Source organism: Actinoplanes sp. NPDC049599, from assembly GCF_044465625.1.
Taxonomy (GTDB): domain Bacteria; phylum Actinomycetota; class Actinomycetes; order Mycobacteriales; family Micromonosporaceae; genus Actinoplanes.
On record NZ_JBITLX010000005.1, the window covers coordinates 229,277 to 248,675 of the forward strand.

The 19,399-nt window shown below is 72.5% G+C and carries 16 protein-coding genes; 10 read left to right on the forward strand and 6 right to left on the reverse strand.

The window, feature by feature from the left end; translation table 11 throughout:
- Positions 1-626: 626 nt before the first annotated feature.
- Complete coding sequence (locus ACIBQZ_RS12030; RefSeq protein WP_396088590.1) at positions 627-3,851, reverse strand: Ig-like domain-containing protein; 3,225 nt, start codon at positions 3,849-3,851, stop codon at positions 627-629.
- A 176-nt stretch (positions 3,852-4,027) separates the two neighbouring features.
- Here ACIBQZ_RS12030 and ACIBQZ_RS12035 point away from each other — a divergent pair, with 176 nt between their 5' ends.
- The 4 genes from ACIBQZ_RS12035 to ACIBQZ_RS12050 are packed head-to-tail and all read left to right on the forward strand — an operon-like array spanning position 4,028 to position 8,419.
- Positions 4,028-5,419, forward strand: coding sequence for an ABC transporter substrate-binding protein (locus ACIBQZ_RS12035; RefSeq protein ID WP_396088591.1), 1,392 nt, complete (start codon positions 4,028-4,030; stop codon positions 5,417-5,419).
- Positions 5,419-6,375: a carbohydrate ABC transporter permease gene (locus ACIBQZ_RS12040; RefSeq protein ID WP_396088592.1), complete on the forward strand. Its 957-nt coding sequence runs from the start codon at positions 5,419-5,421 to the stop codon at positions 6,373-6,375. The genes ACIBQZ_RS12035 and ACIBQZ_RS12040 overlap by 1 nt, the downstream gene beginning before the upstream one ends.
- The gene (locus ACIBQZ_RS12045) at positions 6,375-7,241 is read left to right on the forward strand and encodes a carbohydrate ABC transporter permease (RefSeq protein WP_396088593.1); all 867 of its coding nucleotides are present in this window, start codon (positions 6,375-6,377) and stop codon (positions 7,239-7,241) included. Before ACIBQZ_RS12040 ends, ACIBQZ_RS12045 begins: the two co-directional genes overlap by 1 nt.
- 47 nt (positions 7,242-7,288) lie before the next feature.
- The gene (locus tag ACIBQZ_RS12050) at positions 7,289-8,419 is read left to right on the forward strand and encodes an AI-2E family transporter (RefSeq protein ID WP_396088594.1); all 1,131 of its coding nucleotides are present in this window, start codon (positions 7,289-7,291) and stop codon (positions 8,417-8,419) included.
- Between the two features lie 34 nt (positions 8,420-8,453).
- Here ACIBQZ_RS12050 and ACIBQZ_RS12055 read toward each other — a convergent pair whose 3' ends face one another.
- Positions 8,454-9,269 carry a hypothetical protein gene (locus ACIBQZ_RS12055; protein ID WP_396088595.1) on the reverse strand — a complete coding sequence of 272 codons (816 nt, stop codon included), beginning with the start codon at positions 9,267-9,269 and terminating at the stop codon, positions 8,454-8,456.
- Positions 9,266-9,748, reverse strand: coding sequence for a sigma factor-like helix-turn-helix DNA-binding protein (locus ACIBQZ_RS12060; protein WP_396088596.1), 483 nt, complete (start codon positions 9,746-9,748; stop codon positions 9,266-9,268). The genes ACIBQZ_RS12055 and ACIBQZ_RS12060 overlap by 4 nt, the downstream gene beginning before the upstream one ends.
- Positions 9,749-10,014: 266 nt before the next feature.
- On the opposite strand from ACIBQZ_RS12060, the gene ACIBQZ_RS12065 reads away from it, so the two are divergent.
- Positions 10,015-10,176 carry a rhamnogalacturonan lyase B N-terminal domain-containing protein gene (locus ACIBQZ_RS12065; protein ID WP_396088755.1) on the forward strand — a complete coding sequence of 54 codons (162 nt, stop codon included), beginning with the start codon at positions 10,015-10,017 and terminating at the stop codon, positions 10,174-10,176.
- A 101-nt stretch (positions 10,177-10,277) separates the two neighbouring features.
- Here the strand turns inward: ACIBQZ_RS12065 and ACIBQZ_RS12070 are convergent, their stop codons facing one another.
- Positions 10,278-11,690 carry a hypothetical protein gene (locus ACIBQZ_RS12070; protein ID WP_396088597.1) on the reverse strand — a complete coding sequence of 471 codons (1,413 nt, stop codon included), beginning with the start codon at positions 11,688-11,690 and terminating at the stop codon, positions 10,278-10,280.
- 265 nt (positions 11,691-11,955) lie between these two features.
- A complete protein-coding gene (locus tag ACIBQZ_RS12075) occupies positions 11,956-13,551 on the reverse strand; it encodes a CocE/NonD family hydrolase (protein WP_396088598.1) in 1,596 nt (531 codons plus the stop codon).
- Positions 13,552-13,745: 194 nt separating this feature from the next.
- Between ACIBQZ_RS12075 and ACIBQZ_RS12080 the strand changes: the two genes are divergently transcribed.
- The 4 genes from ACIBQZ_RS12080 (at position 13,746) to ACIBQZ_RS12095 (ending at position 18,084) form a co-directional block, all read left to right on the forward strand.
- Positions 13,746-14,318 (forward strand): TetR/AcrR family transcriptional regulator, encoded by a 573-nt coding sequence (locus ACIBQZ_RS12080; protein ID WP_396088599.1) that lies wholly within the window; start codon positions 13,746-13,748, stop codon positions 14,316-14,318.
- Between the two features lie 292 nt (positions 14,319-14,610).
- Positions 14,611-14,970, forward strand: coding sequence for a response regulator (locus ACIBQZ_RS12085; protein ID WP_396088600.1), 360 nt, complete (start codon positions 14,611-14,613; stop codon positions 14,968-14,970).
- Positions 14,967-16,409: an RAD55 family ATPase gene (locus ACIBQZ_RS12090; protein WP_396088601.1), complete on the forward strand. Its 1,443-nt coding sequence runs from the start codon at positions 14,967-14,969 to the stop codon at positions 16,407-16,409. Before ACIBQZ_RS12085 ends, ACIBQZ_RS12090 begins: the two co-directional genes overlap by 4 nt.
- A 46-nt stretch (positions 16,410-16,455) precedes the next feature.
- Entirely contained in the window at positions 16,456-18,084 is a 1,629-nt protein-coding gene (locus tag ACIBQZ_RS12095) for a methyl-accepting chemotaxis protein (RefSeq protein WP_396088602.1), read from the forward strand.
- Between the two features lie 26 nt (positions 18,085-18,110).
- On the opposite strand, the gene ACIBQZ_RS12100 is transcribed toward ACIBQZ_RS12095, so the two are convergent.
- Positions 18,111-18,335: a hypothetical protein gene (locus ACIBQZ_RS12100; protein ID WP_396088603.1), complete on the reverse strand. Its 225-nt coding sequence runs from the start codon at positions 18,333-18,335 to the stop codon at positions 18,111-18,113.
- Positions 18,336-18,437: 102 nt separating this feature from the next.
- Between ACIBQZ_RS12100 and ACIBQZ_RS12105 the strand changes: the two genes are divergently transcribed.
- The gene (locus ACIBQZ_RS12105; RefSeq protein WP_396088604.1) at positions 18,438-19,388 is read left to right on the forward strand and encodes a DUF4034 domain-containing protein; all 951 of its coding nucleotides are present in this window, start codon (positions 18,438-18,440) and stop codon (positions 19,386-19,388) included.
- Positions 19,389-19,399: the final 11 nt, after the last annotated feature.

Here is a 19,399-nt window from a genome sequence, read left to right on the forward strand (position 1 = left end):
GTGGGGGTTGTCGTCGGTGCGGTGGGGGTTGTCGTTGGTCGGGCGGGTGGGTGTCGTCACTCCCGCGGGTGGGGTTGTCGGTCCGGCGGGTGGGGGTTGTCGTCGGTGCGGTGGGGGTTGTCGTTGGTCGGGCGGGTGGGTGTCGTCACTCCCGCGGGTGGGGTTGTCGGTCCGGCGGGTGGGGCTTGACGTCGGTCCGGCGGGGGGTGTCGTCGGTCCGGCGGGTTGGGGCTGTTGTCGGCCTGGCGAGGGTTGTTGTCGGGCCGTTGGGTGAGTGGGTGGACAGGCGTCGTCGGCCGGCGAGTGAGCGCGAGTTGGGGTCGGCGGGCGAGAAGGTGAGCGTCGGGATCCGGGCGCACGGGTCGATGCCGCGCGGACGTCGATGACGGGTTGCTCGCCGAGTTTGTCGCCCAGCCGCGCCAAGGCGACGAACCGGTCGGCCCGGCCACGGAAGGCCCGGCTCGCCCGAGCCCGAGCCCGTGCCCGAGCCCGTCGCCCGAGCCCGTGCCCGAGCCCGTGCCCGAGCCCGTCGCCCGAGCCCGTCGCCCGAGCCCGTCGCCCGAGCCCGTCGGCGGAATTGTCCGCGTCGGGCCGAGGGTGCGGCCGTGCTGGTGCTCACCTCGCTGTCACCGTCGCAGGCTGATCGTGTACGTGCGCCGCTGCGTACCGTCCTCACTGGTCACCGCAACCGTCGCCGTGCGGTTGTGGGCGGTCGGGCCGCGTACCTCGATGGTCGCGTAGGGGTCCGCGGCCGTGGCCGTGACCTTCGGCAGTTTGCCGTGTGCCCGCACCGAGTAGGTCGTGCGGTCCGGGGCGAAGCCCGGCAGCGCGGCGCCGTCGAGCGTGATGCTCGCCGCTGCCGGGTCCGACGAGGTTCCCGGGGCCGCGGCGTCGATCTCGATTTCGCTGACCGTCATGTGCCGGTCCGGGTGGGCGGTGAGCAACACCCGGACGGCGTCCGTGGTGGCCGGCGCCGGGACGTCCACCGCGGGCGCGGTCGCCGTCCCGGACGGTACGGTCATCGGCCCGCCGGCGTCGCTCCAGCCGCCCTGCGCGTCGCGGACCTGGACCTGGAGGCTCTGGGCGTAGCTGTCCGAGCCGTCGCGGAAGAAGTGGGTGACGACCCGGGTGATGCGCCGCGGCTCGCCCAGCGTCACGGTGAGCGTGTCGGCGGTGTTCTTCGGGCCGGATCGCCAGTTCGACCAGGCCTTGTCGGTCAGGATGCCGTTGCGCAGGCCCGCGGGGGAGTAGCCGGGCTCGGTGAAGGTCGCGGTGGCCTCGCCGCCGGTGGTGGCCCGTTCGACCGGCGGGGTGACCTGGACGCGGACGGTGGCCGGCAGGGTGCGGCCGTCGCCGGCGTCGGCCTGGCCGGTGAGCGTGACGACGCCGGGCGTGTCGAAGGTTCCGGTTGCCTGCCACACCACCGGGCGTTCGACCCGGGCGCCGTGCCGGCCGGTCGCGGTGACCGCAGCGGGTAGCTCCGGGTGGCCGCCGGTGAAGGTCTTCGCGCGGGCCGGGGCGGTCGAGACCAGGATGTCGACCTGGACGGTGGCCCGGGCCCGGTGGGTCCCGCCCAGCGTGTCGGTGGCCACGCCCTCTACCCGGACGGTGCCCGGGCGCCGCCACGCCGAGGCCGGGGGCAACCGCCAGGTGACCGGCAGGGAGCCCCGGGCGCCGTCGCGGAGCACCGGGACGACGGTGGCCGGCAGTGCCGGGGCGACGCCGGGCACGGTGAACACGCTCGCCGGTTCGGTGGCCAGGACCGTCTCGTCGATCACCCGCCAGCGCTGGTTGAGCCCGGAGTTCGCCAGCCAGGTGGAGACCGCGGCGCCGTCCTGGGTGGCCTGGCCGCCGACCTCCAGCAGGCGTTTGGTGGCGACGTTGACCAGCGTGTACGTGCCGTCGCCGGTGCTCGACATGATCCATTGAGCGGCCGGGGCGGGCGCCGCCAGGGCGGGTACGAGGGTCAGGTTGCCGTCCACGACGGCGACGTGGCGGTCGCCCGTGCCGGTGGCGAGGGTGTAGCGGGCGCGGTTGCTGTCGCCGGTGGACAGCCCGGTCAGGCGCCACAGCTGCGCCGGGCCGGCGTCGTCGGTGCGGATCACGGCCCCGGAGCCGTCCGGGGTGAGCGACCTGCCGCTCTGCACGCCCCGGAGCCGGTACACGTGGCCGGCCTGCACCAGGGCGGCGTCCGGGGCGACCCCGGAGACGCCCGTGACCAGCAGCGTGGTCACCGACTCGGCCGGGACCTCCACCGTCGCGGCGCGGTTACGGACCGGCACCGGGGTGCCCTGCCGCAGGGCGCCGGCCACGCTGGTGACGACCGGGGTGACCGTGGCGTTGCGGGCGACCAAGCCGAACGCCGAGAGGTCGAGCCGGACGGTCCGCGCCTGCGTGGTGTCGTTGACGTGCACGACCGCGGCCCGGCCGCCGCCGGAGACCGCGGCCACGCTGGCCGTGTCGCCGACGCCGATGAGCCGGTCGCCGGGGCGGATGTGGTGGGTGAAGTTGCGGACCGTGTGGAACTTGGTGTTGGTGCGGATCGGGCAGGTCCGCAGCGTGTCCGTCGCGGTGCAACCGAACGGCAGCTGGATGCTGCCCCAGTTGGCGCCCGCGGCGCTCTCGCCGCCCGGCTTCATGTTGTCGTAGTCCTCGACCGGCTGCCAGAACACCCAGGCCGAGGGCTCCAGTTCGCGCAGGTCGTCGACGATGCGCTGGGCCATGCCGAGGCCCGGCGCCATGCTGGTGAAGCTCTGCCCGGCGCCCCAGGAGCCCTCGACCTCGCTCATCCACAGCGGCTTGCGCTCACCCTTGGCGATGTCGCGCACGGTGGTGCGCTGCCCGGTGCCGTACGTGTGCACGTTGAGCCGGGCGACCAGGTCGCGGACGTCATCGGGGTAGGCGTTCCAGTCGGTGGCGAAGGTGCCGGGGTTGGTCTCGTCCATGGCGGAGATCCGGGTGCGGCTGCCGCGTTCGGTCAGCTCCGCCGCCAGCGCGCGGATCACCTGCTGCTGCAGGGCCGGACCGGCGTGCGCGCCCTCCTGGCGTCCGCCGACCGGGTTGCCGTCGGCGCCCAGCCGGGTGCTCCAGTACGGGGTGTTCGGCTCGTTGAGCGGGTCGATCGTGTCGACCGTGATGCCGTGCGTGCGTTCCAGCTCGGCGGTCACCCGGGCGAGATAGGTGGCGAAGTCGTCGACGGTGGCGGCGCGGATCTGGTCCTGGCCGGCGTCGAAGCCGCCGGAGACGTAGCCGCTGACGGTCTGGAACCAGGGCGGCGAGTTGCTGAACGTCTCCCAGCGGGTGACGTCGTTCTTGATCCGGTCGATCCACCAGCGCTGGGTGCGGTCCGCGTCGAGGTTCCAATGTGCCGGGTCGTCGGGATCCCACCAGTCCACATCGGTACGGGTGGTGCCCGCCGGCGCCCGCCACCAGCCCGGCACGGCCCCGCCGGGGCGCAGGTAGTCCGGGACGTCAGGGGCGTTGCCGCCGCCGATGTTGTAGCGGGCGATGTTGAGGTTCAGGCCCTGCTCGCCGAAGACCAGGGCGGCCAGCTGCTCGCGGATCTCGGCGGGATAGTCGCCGGTGGCCTCGGCGAACCAGGCCAGGCTGGTGCCCCACCCCTCGAACGGCTCCCCCTGGTACGACGGGTCGGGCCGCACGGTCACCGTCGCGGCGACCGCGGCGGCCTGCTCGGCACGGGCGGGCGCGGTGGCTTGCTCGGCACGGGCGGGCGCGGTGGCTTGCTCGGCCCGGGCGGGCGCGGTGGCTTGCTCGGCACGGGCGGGCGCGGCGACGGCGAGGCCGAGCGCGAGTGCGGTGGCGATAGCGGCGGCGAGCTGCGGTCTGGCCATCCTGGACGCTCTCCTGCGGGCTATGTTTGCGTAAACATCGAGGCTTCGTGATGTTTCCAGCTCTTTGCGGGAGCGTCAAGGTGTCGGGTCCCCGCCAGCGGTTGCGACCAGGTCAAGTCCTTGATGTGATGCGACGGTAACCAGTCGACATCGATGCGTCACCGAGAGGACATCTCGTGAAGATCGATCATGGACGGTGCTGGCGTCTCCCGGCGGCGGGCCTGCTCGTGGCGGCCGCACTGACCGGCTGCGGTGACGACGGGGGCGGCGGCGGCGGCACGCTCACCGTGTGGAGCCTGGAGAACCAGACGGACCGGGTGCAGGCTACCCAGGCCGTCGCCGACAAGTTCGGCGCCGCGAACGGCCTCAAGGTCAAGATCGTCGCGACCGACGAGAACCAGTTCAGCAGCCTGATCACCTCGGCGGCCGCGGCCGGCACCCTGCCCGACGTGGTCGGCGCGCTGCCGCTGGCCGCGGTGGCGCAGATGTCCACCAACGACCTGCTCGACACCGATGCCGCCAAGGCCGTGGTGGACGGGCTCGGCGCCGGCACGTTCTCGCCGCGTGCCCTGGAGCTCACCGGCCAGGACGGCAAGCAGCTCTCGGTGCCGTCCGACGGGTGGGCGCAGCTGCTCTTCTACCGCAAGGACCTGTTCGACCAGGCCGGGCTGACGGCCCCGGACAGCTACGACAAGATCAAGCAGGCCGCGCAGCAGCTCAACACCAAGGACCTCGCCGGCATCACCGTGGCCACCGTGCCCAACGACGCGTTCACCGAGCAGACCTTCGAGAACTTCGCGCTCGGCAACAACTGCCAGCTGGTCGACGCCAACAAGACCGTCACGCTCGACTCACCCCAGTGCGTCCAGACCTTCCAGCTGTACGAGGACCTGGTCAAGAACTACTCCGTGCCGGGCGCGCAGGACGTCGACACCACCCGGGCCACCTACTTCGCCGGCAAGGCCGCCATGGTGGTCTGGTCCTCGTTCCTGCTCGACGAGATGGCCGGGCTGCGCAACGACGCCGCGCCGACCTGCCCGCAGTGCAGGTCGGACAAGGCGTTCCTGGCCAAGAACAGCGGCGTCGTCACGGCGGTCGCCGGCCCCGGCGGGCAGCCCGCCCAGTTCGGCGAGATCACCAGCTGGACCATCACCAAGGGCGGCGAGAACACCGGCAACGCCCGCAAGTTCGTCTCGTACATGATGAACGAGGGGTACACCGACTGGCTCGGCATCGCGCCGGAGGGCAAGTTCCCGGTGCGCAAGGGCACCCAGCAGCAGGCCACGAAGTTCACCGACGCCTGGAACGACCTGCCGGCCGGGGTGGACACCAAGAAGCCGCTGGGCGACGTCTACCCGGCCGAGGTCATCGCGGCGCTGCAGAAGAGCCCGGACACCTTCCAGCGCTGGGGGTTCCCGCAGAAACAGGGCGCGCTGGTCGGCGCCACCCTCGGCGAGCTGCCCGTACCCAAGGCCGTCAACGCCCTGACCAGCGGCGAGCTGGACGCGGCCGGCGCGGCCGAGCGCGCCGCCGACGACGTGAAGAACATCCAGAAGTCGCTCGAGTAGTGGCCGCCGAACGGCCGCTGACCCGGCGGCAGCGGGAGAACCGCGCCGGGCTGGCCTACCTGTCGCCGACGCTGGTCGTCGTCCTGGTCGTGGTGGTGCTGCCGATCATCTGGACGGTCATGCTGGCCTTCCAGCGGATCCGGCTGATCAACCTGCGCCAGGCCGGCGTGTTCGGCGACTACACCTTCGCCAACCTGGAGCTGGTGCTCACCTCGCCGGGCTTCTGGTCGTCGCTGTGGACCACGCTGGCGTACACGATCGGGGCGACGTTCTTCTCGATCCTGTTCGGGCTCGTCGCGGCGCTGGCCCTGCGTGGCGCCTTCCGCGGGCGCACGCTGGTGCGGGCGTCGGTGCTGCTGCCGTACGTCGCGCCGGTGGTCGCGGTGACCTTCGTCTGGGAGATCATGCTCAGCCCCCAGTTCGGCATCGCCAACAACTGGGGCACCCGGTTCCTGGGCTGGGACCGGCCGATCGCCTTCCTGAGCCAGCGCGAGTACGAGGTGTCGCTGTTCGGCTGGCACTTCGACGTCCCGCTGGCGCTGCTGACGGTGATCGCGTTCGAGGCCTGGCGGTACTTCCCGTTCGCCTTCCTGTTCCTGCTGGCCCGGTTGCAGGCGGTGCCGCGGGACCTGGAGGAGGCGGCGCTGGTCGACGGGGCCGCGCCGACCCAGATCTTCCGCCACATCCTGCTGCCGCAGCTGGGCCCGGTGATCGCGCTGCTGACCGTGCTGCGCTTCATCATGACGTTCAACAAGTTCGACGACGTCTACCTGCTGACCGGCGGGGGAGCCGGCACCGAGGTGGTCAGCATCCGGGTCTACCAGTTCCTCACCGCGCGCTTCGACATCGGCGCCGCCTCCGCGCAGGCGCTGGTCCTGGCCGCCGGGCTGATCGTCCTGCTCGTCGTGTACCTGAGGTACCTGGCGCCGCGGGTGGAAGGCGAGGAGGAGACCTGATGGACCGTGCCGCCTTCGAGACCCGGTTGTTCGGCATCCTGCGCTGGGTCGTCATCGCCGTCCTGGTCGGGGTGACGCTGTTCCCGTTCCTCTACATGCTGCTGCTGTCGATCCGGCCGATCGAGGAGGTGCTGCAGAACCCCGGCAAGCTGTGGGCCGGGCCGGCCGAGTGGACCGTGTCGACGTACCGGGAGGTGCTGACCCCCTCCGGCAGCGGCGGGCAGGGCTTCCTGCGTTTCCTGGGCAACTCGGCGATGGTCTCGATCGCCGCCACCGCGCTGACCCTGCTGGTCTCCATCCCCGGCGCGTACGCGGTCAGCCGGCTGCGCTTCACCGGCCGGCGCCAGGTGCACTTCCTGTTCCTGGCGGTCTACCTGTTCCCGTCGATCCTGCTGGCGATCCCGCTGTTCGTGCTCTTCACCCGGCTGGGCCTGCGCGGCTCGCTGGCCGGGCTGACGATCGTGTACATCGCGCAGACCGTGCCGGTGTCGATCTACATGCTGCGCAACTACCTGTCGACCATCCCGGTGAGCCTGGAGGAGGCCGCCGCCGTGGACGGCTACACCCGCCTGCAGACGATCCGCAAGGTGGTCCTGCCGCTGGCGGCCCCGGCGGTGATGGCCAACGCCCTGTACGTCTTCATGATCGCCTGGAACGAGTTCCTGTTCGCCCTGCTGTTCCTGGTCGAGGACCGCAGCGACTGGACGGTCTCGCTGGGCCTGGCCCAGCTCTCCGGCGGCATCGAGGTCAGCAAGACCGTGCTGATGGCCGGCTCGGTGGTGCTCACGCTGCCCGTCGTGATCTTGTTCTTCGCCGCCGAACGCCTGCTCACCGAGGGTCTGACCGCCGGCGCCGACAAGGGCTGACGGGCGCGTCCGTGCGGTTGCGGGCGGAGATCCCTAGGGTGATGCCCATGGCGACATCCTTGAGTTCCGCGAAGACCCGGGCCGCACTGAGCACCTCGGCGCGCATCTCGCTGCAGGTGCTGGTGATCCTGGTGATGACCGGGGTGGCGCTGTGGCTGCTCGGCAAGATGTGGTCGGTGCTCTGGCCGCTGGTGGTGGCCCTGCTGCTGACCACGCTGACCTGGCCGCTGGCCCGCTTCCTGCGCCGGCACGGGTGGCGTCCCGCGCTGGCGGCGAGCACCGTGACCGTGGTGTCGCTGCTGGTCGCGGTGGGCATCATCGTGCTGATCGCGGTGCCGGTGGCCGCGCAGGCCGGCGAACTGGCCGACGGTGTGGTCAACGGCATCCAGAAGGTGCGGGAGTGGGCCGCCGGCCCGCCGCTGAACATCGGCGACGCCCAGGTCGACAGCGCGTCCAACGCGGCCATCGACCGCATCCAGAACAGCGTCGGCAGCATCGTCACCGCGACCGTCACCGGCGTGGGCACGGTCGTCAGCGGCCTGGTCACCACCATCCTGGCGATCTTCCTGATGTTCTTCTTCCTCAAGGACGGCCCGCGCTTCCTGCCCTGGCTGGCCCGCCAGCTGCCCGGCCGGCTCGCCGTCGACGTGCCGACCGTGGCGCTGCGCAGCTGGGACACCCTCGGCGCGTTCGTCCGGTCGCAGGCGTTCGTCGGCCTGCTCGACGCGGTGTTCATCGGCGTGGGCCTGTGGATCGTGGGCGTGCCGCTGGTGCTGCCGCTGGCGGTGCTGACCTTCGTGACGGCGTTCGTGCCGATCGTCGGCGCGCTCTTCGCCGGCCTGGTCGCGGTGCTGATCGCGCTGGTGTTCAACGGGCCGGTGGACGCGCTCATCGTGCTGGCCATCATCGTGGCGGTGCAGCAGCTGGAGGGCAACGTGTTCCAGCCGATGGTGCAGAGCCGGGGGCTGGGCCTGCACGCCGCGGTGGTGCTGCTGGCGGTCACGCTGGGCGGCAGCCTGGCCGGGATCGTGGGCAGCCTGCTCGCCGTGCCGGTCGCCGCGCTGATCGCGGTGTTCTGGAGCTACCTGCGGGAGCAGCTCAGCGACCCCGAGCCGGATCCCGTACCGGAACCCGAACCCGCCGTGCGGGAAGCCCTGACCGAGCCGGAGCCGGCCTGATCATCCCGGCGCTCGCCGGCCGCGGCCCCGGTGGTCAGGCGAAGCCGCCGTCCAGGTCCAGCGCGACGCCGGCGGCCACCGTCGTGGCGGTCACCGCGTACGTGTCGTCGCCGGCGTCGCGGCCACCGTCGTTGTCGTAGCCGTACCTCGCGGTGAAGACGTAGGTGCCCGCGTCGAGGGTCGCGCCGTCGGCCAGGTCGAAGTGGAACACCAGCGTCTGCTGCTCGCGTACCACCGAGGTGTTGATCTTCGCGGTGGCCGCGTCGTGCGTGCCGCCCTGGTCGGTGAGCCCGGCCGTCGGCGCCACCCGGACGGTGAGCCGCAGCGCGCGCAGCGGCTCGCGCACCTTGAGCGTGATGTCGCTGCGCCCCTCCGTGTTGTCGGTGTTCGGGTTGATCGACCCGTCGGCCCAGAGCGGTTCCGGCGCGGCCGGAGGCGTCTTCGGCTTCGCCTTCCCCTTCGCCGGCGGCGGCGGGACGCTCGCCGGCGGCTGCGCGACCCGCGGCCGGGCGGGCGTGGGCGCGCCGGTCGGCGGCGCCACGGTCGTCCGCGGCGGCGCGGGCCCGGACGGGGACGCGGTGGCCGGCGCGAGGGGCACGACGCCGGGCTCCGGGCCGTCGGCCAGCGCCCAGCGGGCCACCCCGCCGACCCCGAGGATCGTGGCCACGGCCAGCGCCGAACCGGCCAGCCGCAGCGCCTGCCCGGCCGGCTGCCGCTCGGTGACCGGCGCGCCGGGGCGGTGCCGGGTGACACGGTGCAGCATCGCGGCGCGGTCCGGCTGGTGCTCGGCGGCGATCCAGCACAGCGTGGTGCGCAGCTCGTGCTCGGACAATTCCGGGTAACCCCTCATCGGGCCGCCTCCCAGCCGCCGCGGTGGGTGACCGCCGGCGCGCCGCCGAGCAGGGCCGACAGCTGCCGGACCCCGCGCGCGGTGCGGCTCCGGACGGCGCCCGCGGTGATCCCCAGCGTCCGGGCCACCTCGCCCTCGGAGAGCCCGTACGCGTACCGCAGCACGACACACACCCGGCGGCGGTGCGGCAGCCGGCGCAGCGCCGCCCGCAGGTCCGGCGCGGTGCCCGCCCCCGGACGGTGGCCGGGGCCGAACCGGCTCCACCGCTCGCGGTGGCGGGTCAGGGCGGCCACCAGCCCGCGGGCGCGGGCGGCCGGGTCGTCGCCGCCGCCGCGCCAGTCGCGCCGCACCCGGCTCAGGGCGTCGGCGGCCAGGTCGTCGGCGCTCGAGGCGTCGCCGGTCAGCAGGTACGCCAGCCGGGACAGCTCGGCGTAGTGCCGGTCGAAGAACGCGGGGAAGGCGGCTGCGCTGCCGGACATCAACGCCTCCTCCGCCGCTCGCCGGGACCCGCGGGATGAACGGGTCCGCCGCGATGACCGTAGAGGCCCGTACCGCGCGGCGGCAATGCGATCGGCGTCTCCAAGAAATCTCCGGGCGCCGAGCAACTTTTCTGCCCGTCCGGGCCACCTAGGAGCGTCGTTCCCACCCTCGAACCAGGCGGTCGCATGAACCCGCGGTCCTCGTCCCCGGCCGTAGCCACGACCGGGAACATGACCTCGCTCAGGCACAACGGCACCGAGCTGACCTGGCCACCGGCATCAGCAAGGCGCTCAACCCGGGTGAGGCCCGGTTCATCAGCCGGCTCAACCCCAAGGTGCTGACCGGCTCGCCGGTCGCGGCCCGCACGGCCGGCAGCACCGGCACGGTCGAGGACTCGGACGTGTTCAGCTGTCCATCTCGGTGCTGAGCGGCAGCAGCGGCGAGACGTTCCTGAGCCCGAACGTCATCTTCGACGCCCTGTCCCCGGACCCCGCTTGGTCACCGCCTTCCGGGAGCGGACGGCCGGCGTCAGCGCAGGGGGAGGACCCGGGCGATCCTGATCGAGGCGCTGCTGCGGCCGGCCGCCGGGTACGCGGCGCTGCCGTCGGGATACGCCTTGAACGCCTGGTACGCGTGGTCCCGCACACCGATGGTGAACTGCTTGCCCAGCGCCCTGCCCGTCGTCGCGTCGTACGTCTGTCCCCGCATCGCCGCGCCCGAGGCCCAGGTCAGCAGCATGCGCTCCGGCCCGTACCGGACCAGGTGGGGGTGTGCCGCCCGGGCGGCGGTCTTGATCGTCCTGTCCGCCTTGCCGCCCGCGAAGTGCGACAGCCGGACCTGGCCGCCCTGGCTCCACGCGGTCCAGTAGCCCTTGCCCGCGGCCAGCACCAGGTCACCACCGAACAGCGTGCCGTCGCAGGCGCCGGCCGCCACCGTGCGGTACGGGTTCGGCTGGGCGATCCGGCACGCGTTGTCCGTGGCGCACACCGTGGTGAACTTCCTGGCGCGGGGATCCCACACGATGCGCGACGTCCAGGCGTGGCTGCATCCCACCTCGAAACCGCCGCGCCCGCCGACCAGCTTTCCCTTGGCGTCGACCACCTGCATCCGGTCCGCCTGGTGAATGTCCACACAGGAGCCGTTGCGCACGGTGACGGCCACGCCGAAGTAGGCCGCGTAGTTGGTGCCGTCGGAGGCGAGCCGGCCGTGGTGCTGGTACCACCACACGAACCGGGCGCCGTCGTCGTACCCGCCGCGGCCGGCGGTCAGGTTGGTGACCTGGCGCTCCCAGACCTGCCGGCCCGCGTTGTCGAAGCGGATCATGTGCATGGTGTTGCAGGGGCTGGACTCGCCGCCGCAGAGCGGGCCGGTCCGGCAGGCGCCCCGGCGGGTCAGCAGCAGGACCCCGCCCTTGCTGTCGGCGTGCACGTCCTGCAGGTCGATGCCGGCGAAGCTGGTGGGCGTGCCGGTCAGCCGGTCCCGGCAGTCGAGCTTGCCGAGGTGGACCCGGCCGTCGGCGCCCAGCCAGGCCAGCCACGAACCGCCGCCCGGGGTGGCCGCGATCGCCATCGGCAGCGGCTCGGTGTCGCCCTGCCGGCCGTAGCCGACAACCCGCTTGCCGATCGTCACCTCGGTGACCGTGGTGACCGGCCCGGCGGCGGTCTTCCGGGCGCAGCCACCCGCCGCCTTCGGCGCGGATGGTGCGGCGGTGCTGGAAACGGTCGCGGTCGACGACGGTACGGGGGCAGCCGACGTCCCCGCCGCGGGGGAACCGGCCGACCAGGGCAGCGCGAACCGGTTGCCGCCGGACGCCGGCAGGACGAGCGCCACGAGCGCCGCCGCGGCCACGGTCGCCAGCACGGCGGCGAGCACGGCCAGCCGGAAGGTGGGCGTACGGTGCTTGCGGCGCCCGGCCGGTGGCGCGTCCGTGTCGGGATCCATCTGGTCCACCTGTCCCTCGATCCGGCCCGACAGTGTGCCTGATCGGCCTGCGGCGGTCATCGATTCACGCCGATGAGCGACGTTCCCCACTCCGGGGCAACCTTTCCGGGCCGCGGGCACACTGTCCCGGGCGTGTTGGCGGCCCGCACCGCGGGCGCTTGATCCCGTCCACCCAACAGGCCAGGTTCCTAGGATGCTCCAGGGGGTGTGGCGTGGACTGGCTCCGGCGCCCGTCGGGACCTGGGGCGCCGGAGCCACGGAACCCCTACTTCAGCGGGAGATCCAGGTAGGAGCCGCCGCCGATGGTGATCGAGCCGTCCGGCGCGTTCTCCTCGTAGTAGAGCGGGTCGACGGTGTCGACGACCAGCGTGAGGGAGTGGCCGGCCGGCAGGTCGAAGGCGGTTGCCGGCAGGGACAGGTCGACGCTCCGGTTGCCGCCGCCGGCGCCGAGCCACGTGACCGGCGCGTGGGTGATCAGGCCGGCGTTGCCCAGCGAGTCCAGGTCGTACAGGTAGGCCACGACCGTGCCGCGCGCCGCCGTGCCGGTCAGTTCCAGGTGCAGCTTCGGGATGCCCCGGATGCGTTGCGCCGTCGCGGGCCGTTCCGCGGCCCAGACGCCCGCCCGGGCGCGGTTGACCGTGGGCAGCCAGATTCTCGGCTGCTGCCCGGTGAACGCGGCGATGCCGTTGGTGATGAGCACAGCCCCGCCGTCCGCCGTGGTGTTCGCGTCGGTGGGGATGCTCTTGGTCCAGCCGGTGGTGGGCACGCCACCGAGCAGGCCGGTGCCGTCCAGCCGGCGGATCGCGCCGAGCCCGTAGCGGCGGGTCGTGGAGTTCATCGCGGTCCAGGCCGGGTAGCGCTCGGTCGCGGCGTTGTACGGCTTGATCTGCACCGGCGGCTCGCCGGTGACGCCGTTGTCCACGCCGCCGAGGTACTGGTCGAACCACCGGTGCACGCTGGTCCAGACCTCGTTCTCCAGGCCGAGGATGCCGGTGATCTCGGCGATGGCGTGGTCGCCCGGCCGGAACTCGAGGCGCTTGGGCCCGGTCAGCCGGCCGTAGAAGTCGACCAGCTGGTTGGGCGGGAAGAACGAGTCGCCCCACGCGTTGGCCATCAGGATCGCCGGCCCGTTGGCGTTGATGGCGTCCACATAGGTCGCCGCCGAGCGGGCCCGGGACCACGCGAGCACCTGGTCGACGTTGCGGTTGGCGGCGAAGTCGTCGAGCTTGCCGGTCAGCTCCGGGCCGGGGTTGCCGAGCAGGTCGGCGGCGACCTTGAGCAGCCCGGGCGCCTGCTGGTGGCGGGTGGAGTCGGCGTAGAGCGAGTAGCTCAGGTCGGTCCAGCCGCTGAGCGCGGCGACGGCCCGGATGCGCCGGTCGAACGCCGAGCCGAGCAGGCTGAGCCCGGCGCCGTACGAGATCCCGGCCGCGCCGATCCGCGCCGGGTCCGTGGCGGTGTTCGCGATCGTCCAGTCGATCACCGTGGACAGGTCGGCCATGTCGGCCGGGCCGGCGGTGTTGATCTCCCCGCCGGACAGCCACCAGCCGCGCGGGGTGTAGGAGACGACGACGTAGCCGCGGCCGGCCAGGGTCTTCGCCTGGGCCAGGTACTCCAGGTCGTTGAGGCCCCAGCTGGCGGGCAGCAGGACGGCCGGGTGCGGGCCGGCGGCGGTGGGGGCGATGACGTTGGCCTTGAGGACGGCCCCGGCGGCGGGGATGTCGACGAAGCGGACGCCGGTGGTGGGCGCGGCGGTGACGACGGGGGCCGCGGCGGCCGGGGTGGCCGCGACGGTGCCGGCCAGCACGGTGCCGGCGAGCATGGCCAGCAGGGCGAGGAAAAGCGTGGGGCGGCGGGGCGCCATGCGCACTCCTTGTGGACGGGACGGCGTCGGAAGAGGCGCACCTGACGACTGCTGATGGGCGCACCGATGAGGAGCTGCGGTGGAGCAGCGGTGGTTCGGTGGCGGCAGCGTAGGAACCGGTAGTGAGAAATTGAAGATGGTGACATTCTCGTTACCGGCAGGTAACATACGACGCCTGTCCGAGGAGTGTGACCGTGCTGTACGGTGCCCCGACGGCGCGTCGCCAAGACGCCCAGCGCAATCGCGCGGCCATCGTCCTGGCCGCGAGCGAGGTCATGGCCGGCGGCGGTTCGGCCGTGCCGATGCCGGAGATCGCCCGGCGCGCGGGCGTCGGCCAGGCCACCCTCTACCGGCACTTCCCGGACCGGTCCGCGCTGGCTGCCGCGGTCATCACCCACCACCTCCAGCGGCTGGAGGCGTTCGTGGCGACCGAGGCCTGCCGGCCCGCGGTGTTCCAGCTGCTGCTCCGCGAGGTGCTGCACTCGCTGGTGGCGATGCGCCCGCTGGTGCTGCTGGCCCGGCGCTTCGATCCCGGCGCCCGCGAGCGCTACCAGAAGCGGTTGGTGGCGGCCTTCTGCGAACCGCTGCGGCGGGCGCAGCGCGAGGGGTACGTCCACGGCGACGTCGCTCCGGAGGACCTGCTGGTGCTGCTCGCGATGGTGCAGGGCGTGGCCGAGGCCACCGGGGATCTGGCCGACACCGAGGCCGCTGCCGCCCGCTCCATCGACCTGGTGCTCAACGGCATCTTCCGCTCCCGGGCCGGGTGACGGCCCCGGCTCCCGGCTTCGGCGACGTACAAAGCGGGTGCTGTGTGCCGAAAAAACCCCTTATCACCTGCTACGGCGCTACGCTCGATTCGCATCGCTCCGGACCTCGGCGACTTCAGCACCATGTCGCGCCCGTCGGAGGTTGGTCAGCCCGGATCTGATGAGGTCGTGATGACAGGCGATACCCGCGGCAGCAGCCCACACCTTCCCTTCCCGGCATCCGCCGGTGCTGATTCGGAGTCGGCGCCGGTCCGGTCGAGCGGGGTGTCAGCGGACGGGTGGGGGGTCTGCGTTGTCCAGGATCTTGGTCGTCGACGATGAGCCGGACCTGCGGTACATCATGCGTCGGGTCTTCGAGCGGGCGGGCCACGAGGTGATCGACGCCGGCCACGGTGCGGCCGCGCTCGAGGTCGTCTCCGGGCCCCTTCCCGACCTGGTGGTCACCGACATGATGATGCCGGTGATGGACGGGGCCGAGCTGATCCGGCGGCTGCGCGCCGACCCGCGCACCGCCCGGATCCCGATCCTCGCGGCGACCAGCAACGCGCAACTGGCCGCCGGCGCCGACGCGGTGCTGACCAAGCCGTATCAGCCGAGCCAGCTGCTGGCGGCGGCGACCGCGCTCCTGGCCCGGAAGGCGGATCCTCGATGACGCGAGTGGCGACCGGCGTGCCCGGCCTGGACGTGATTCTCGGCGGCGGGATCGAGCGCGGCTCGGTCGCGGTGCTGGCCGGCGCGCCCGGGTCCGGCAAGACCATCCTGGCGCAGCAGATGTGCTTCGCCAATGCGACCGCCGAGCGCAAGGCGGTCTACTACACCACCCTGTCGGAGCCGCACGCCAAGTTGCTGCGCCACCTGGCGTCCTTCGACTTCTTCGTCTCCGCGGCGCTGGGTCCCGAGGTGGAGTATCTGCACCTGGGCGACCTCATCCGCGGCGACCGGTCCGGCCGGATGGCATCGCTGGTCGACGAGGTGGCGCGCAAGACGGCGGAGGAGAACCCCACCATCGTGGTGATCGACAGCGCGAAGGCGTTGCGGGACTTCGCCGGGGACCGCGAGCTGCGGATGGCGTTCTACGACCTGACCAGCCGCCTGACGCACACCGACACGGCGCTGCTGCTGGGCGAGTACACCCCCGACGAGATGGCCTCCGGCGTCGAGTTCTCGCTCGCCGACACCATCGTCCATCTCGCCTACCAGCCCCGCGAACCGATCGACCGGCGCTGGCTGCGGGTGGTGAAGATGCGCGGCACCCACCACCTGGAAGGCAAGCACACCTTCCGCATCTGTTCCACCGGCTTCGAGGTCTTCCCCCGCATCGAGACGCTCGACACCGGGCCGGCCGTCGCCGTCGCCGGGCGGATCCCCAGCGGGATCCGCCACCTCGACGAGCTGATGGGTGGCGGGATCGGCGCCGGGGAGGCCACCCTGGTCCTCGGGCCGTCCGGGGCGGGCAAGACGATCGCGGGACTGCGTTTCGTCACCGAGGGCGTCGGCCGGGGGGACACCTGCCTCTACGTCACGTTCCAGGACACCGCCGACCAGCTCGTCTCGATGGCGTCGGGCTTCGGCTGGGACCTGGCCGAGGCCCGCGACCGCAACGACCTCGTGGTGCTGCACGTCCCGCTCGGCGAACTCGATCTGGATCTGCTCGCCTCCCGGATCCGGGAGGAACTGGCCCGCGGCCCGATCCGGCGGGTCGTGATCGACAGCCTCGCCGAAATGGTCTTCGCCGCCCGCGAGACGGACCGGTTCCCGGCATACGCGCGCAGCCTCATCGGACTGATCCGCAACGCCGGCGCCACCGTGCTGATCACCAGCGAGACCACCGCCCTGGGCCCCAGCCCGGAACCCATCGGCGGCGTCATGTTCCTGTTCCACAACGTGATCCTGTTGCGGTACCTCGAGCGGGAGACCGCGACCGGCCGGGCCCTGAACATCGTCAAGATGCGCAACAGCGACCACAGCAAGGCCGTGCACGAGTTCACCATCGACGACCAGGGCCTGCGCATCGGCGCCGGTCTGCGGCACGTGACCGGCGTGCTGGGCTGGAGCGCGCTGCGCGCGCACGCGGACGAGCTCGGCCCGTGACCACCGCCGGACTCACGGAACTTTTCCTCGGGGGAATGAGACAGCAATGATGATTCCGGTCGTCGGTTCGAGTCCGACCCTCCGGGGCGGCAACCCGCTGGGACGGTGGTTCAACAACCGCAGGGTCCGCAGCAAGATCCTCATCGCGGTCGGCGCCGTCGCGGTCGCGGGGATCGGCACCGGCCTGATCGGGATCAGCACGCTGGGCACGGTCTACCGGGCCGGCGACCGGATCGCCACCTACAACCTGGTGCCGGCCGGCTACCTGGCCGACGCGGGGCTCCAGGTCGAACGCGTCCGGATCGCCATCCGCGACGTCTTCCTCAATGACGGCGCCGCCCAGGATGCGGCCGTCCAGCGGATGGCAGCTGCCGACACGGCGATCGACGCGGACATCGCCATCTATCGACCGGTCGCCCCGGAACCGGCCCGGCTGCGGCAGTTCGAGGCCGACTGGGCGGCGTACAAGCAGGCCCGAGACACGACGACCATGCCGGCCGCCCGCGGCGATGACGAAAAGGCCTTCAACGCAGCGCTGGCGGCGGTCAACCCGCTCGCGGTCCAGGCGGTCGACGTGCTGGCGGACCTCAGGAAGATCGAGGCGGCGGACGGACAGCACACCGCGATGCTGGCCAGAGACGCCTTCGAGAACGGCCGGACGCAGCTGATCGTGGTGCTGTGCTCCGGCATCCTTCTCGCGCTGGCCCTGTCGCTCTACGCCGCACGATGCATCACGGCTCCGCTGCGCAGGGTCTCCGAGGCCATCAACGCGGTCGCGGAAGGGGATCTGACCGCCACCGCAGGCGTCAGCACCAGGGACGAGATCGGCGTCATGGCGTCCGCGCTGGACGCGGCCAACGCGCGCACCCGCACCGCCATCGGCGCTGTCGCGGACACCGCGCACACCCTGGCCGCCAGCTCGGAGGAACTGTCGACGACGAACAGGCAGGTCGCCGGCGCGGCTGAGGAGACCGGCACCCAGGCAACCGCCGTGGCCGCCGCCGCGGAAGAAGTGTCCACCAATGTGCAGACCGTCGCGGCCGGCAGCGAGGAGATGTCCGCGTCGATCCGGGAGATCGCGCAGAGCTCCTCCGAGGCGGCCCGGGTCGCCGATATGGCCGTCACCAACGCGTCCGAGGCCACCACCACCGTGGGTCAGCTCAGCGCCTCCTCGGCCGAGATCGGCGACGTCCTCAAGGTCATCACCGCGATTGCGGCGCAGACGAACCTGCTCGCGCTCAACGCGACGATCGAGGCCGCCCGGGCCGGCGACGCCGGCAAGGGCTTCGCCGTGGTCGCCAGCGAGGTCAAGGACCTGGCACAGGAGACCGCCCGCGCCACCGGCGACATCACCGCCAAGGTCACCAACATCCAGGCCGACGCCGCCCGGGCGGCCCAGGCGATCAACCAGATCAGCGGGGTCATCCAGCAGATCAACGATCTGCAGACCACGATCGCCTCGGCGGTCGAGGAGCAGACGGCCACCACCAACGAGATCAGCCGCAACATCTCCCAGGCGGCCACCGGGTCCGAGGAGATCGCCGCCAACATCACCGCGGTCGCCACCGCCGCGGACAGCACCCGGGCCGGCGTCGAGGAGGCCAGGATCGCGGCGGCCGACCTCGCCCGGATGTCCAGCGACCTGCAGACCCTGGTCACGCAGTTCCGGTACTGACGCCGGTCAGCCGCTGCCCGGCACGGTCAGGCCGTTCGCACCGAGGCGCGCTGCCGGGTGTGCTCGGCCTCGGCCTTCAGCTGGTCGATCGCGGCGAGCACGCCGGTGGCCCGGGAATCGAGCATGCCCTGTGCGCGGAGCGTCTCGATGAGGATCTCCTGCGCCTGCAACAGGTCGCTGACGGCCTGGCACACCGAGACGATCTCCGCCTCTCGGTCCGCCGGTCCAGCCGCTCCGCCGCCGTCGTCCACCCTCGCAGAGTACAAGCATTCTCCCTGGTGGAAGCGGGGGTGCGCCGATTGCTCCCGGGGTGGCTAGGATCTTGTGCCGGGCAACGGGGAGGAAAGATCAGCATGTGGCCGTTCCGACGTACGCCGGTGATCGATCCGGCCTGCGGTGACCTGCGGGCGCGGGCGTTGCTGGCCGCGCTGGGCGCGCGCGACCGGCAGACCGTACGGGAGATCTTCGTGACCGCCGCCGGCCCGGACGACCACGCCTGCCTGATGGAGGTCGCCGCCGACGCCGCCGGGGTGCAGGACTGGATCGGCGAGTGGGTCGCCGCCGAGCCGGGCGCCACGTTGCCGTTGTTGCTGCAGGGGTGTCACGGGGTCAGCTGGGCCTGGGAGGCCCGCGGCGCCCGCTACGCGCAGTTCACCCGCGCGCAGCAGTTCCAGGAGTTCTTCCGCCGGCTCGAGTTCGCCGAGGAGTGCCTGTACGAGGTGGTCGCCCGCGACCCCGGCGAGGTCACCGCCTGGACCTGGCTGACCCTGTCGGCCCGCGGCCGGCAGGTCGGCCCGGAGGAGGCCGAGGCCCGGTTCGCCGAGGTGACCAGGCGGGTCCCCGACCACCTGGTCGCCCACGAGCAGCGGCTGCAGTACCTGTGCGGCAAGTGGTTCGGCAGCCACCAGCAGATGTTCGCCTTCGCCCGGGAGGCCACGGCCCGCGCGCCGCACGGCAGCCTGCTGCCGGAGCTGCTGGTCGTCGCCCACCTGGAGTACTGGCTCAGCCTGCCCGGCGGCGAGGACGACGCGTACCTGATCAGCGGGCCGGTCCGGGCCGACGTGGTGACCGCGGCCGAGCACTCCGTCCTGCACCCGGCGTTCGTGCCGCGGTTCGGCTGGCCGCCGCGGCTGAACACGTTCGCGATGGCGCTGACCGCGACCGGCGAGTACGCCCGGGCAGCGCGGGTCTTCGACCTGATCGGCGACCGGGTCACCGACTGGCCGTGGTGCTACCGGCCCGTGCTGGGCAGCCCGGCGCGTGCCTTCGCCGCCGCCCGCCGGCAGGCCCAGCGCCACCGCTGACCCGGTCGGTC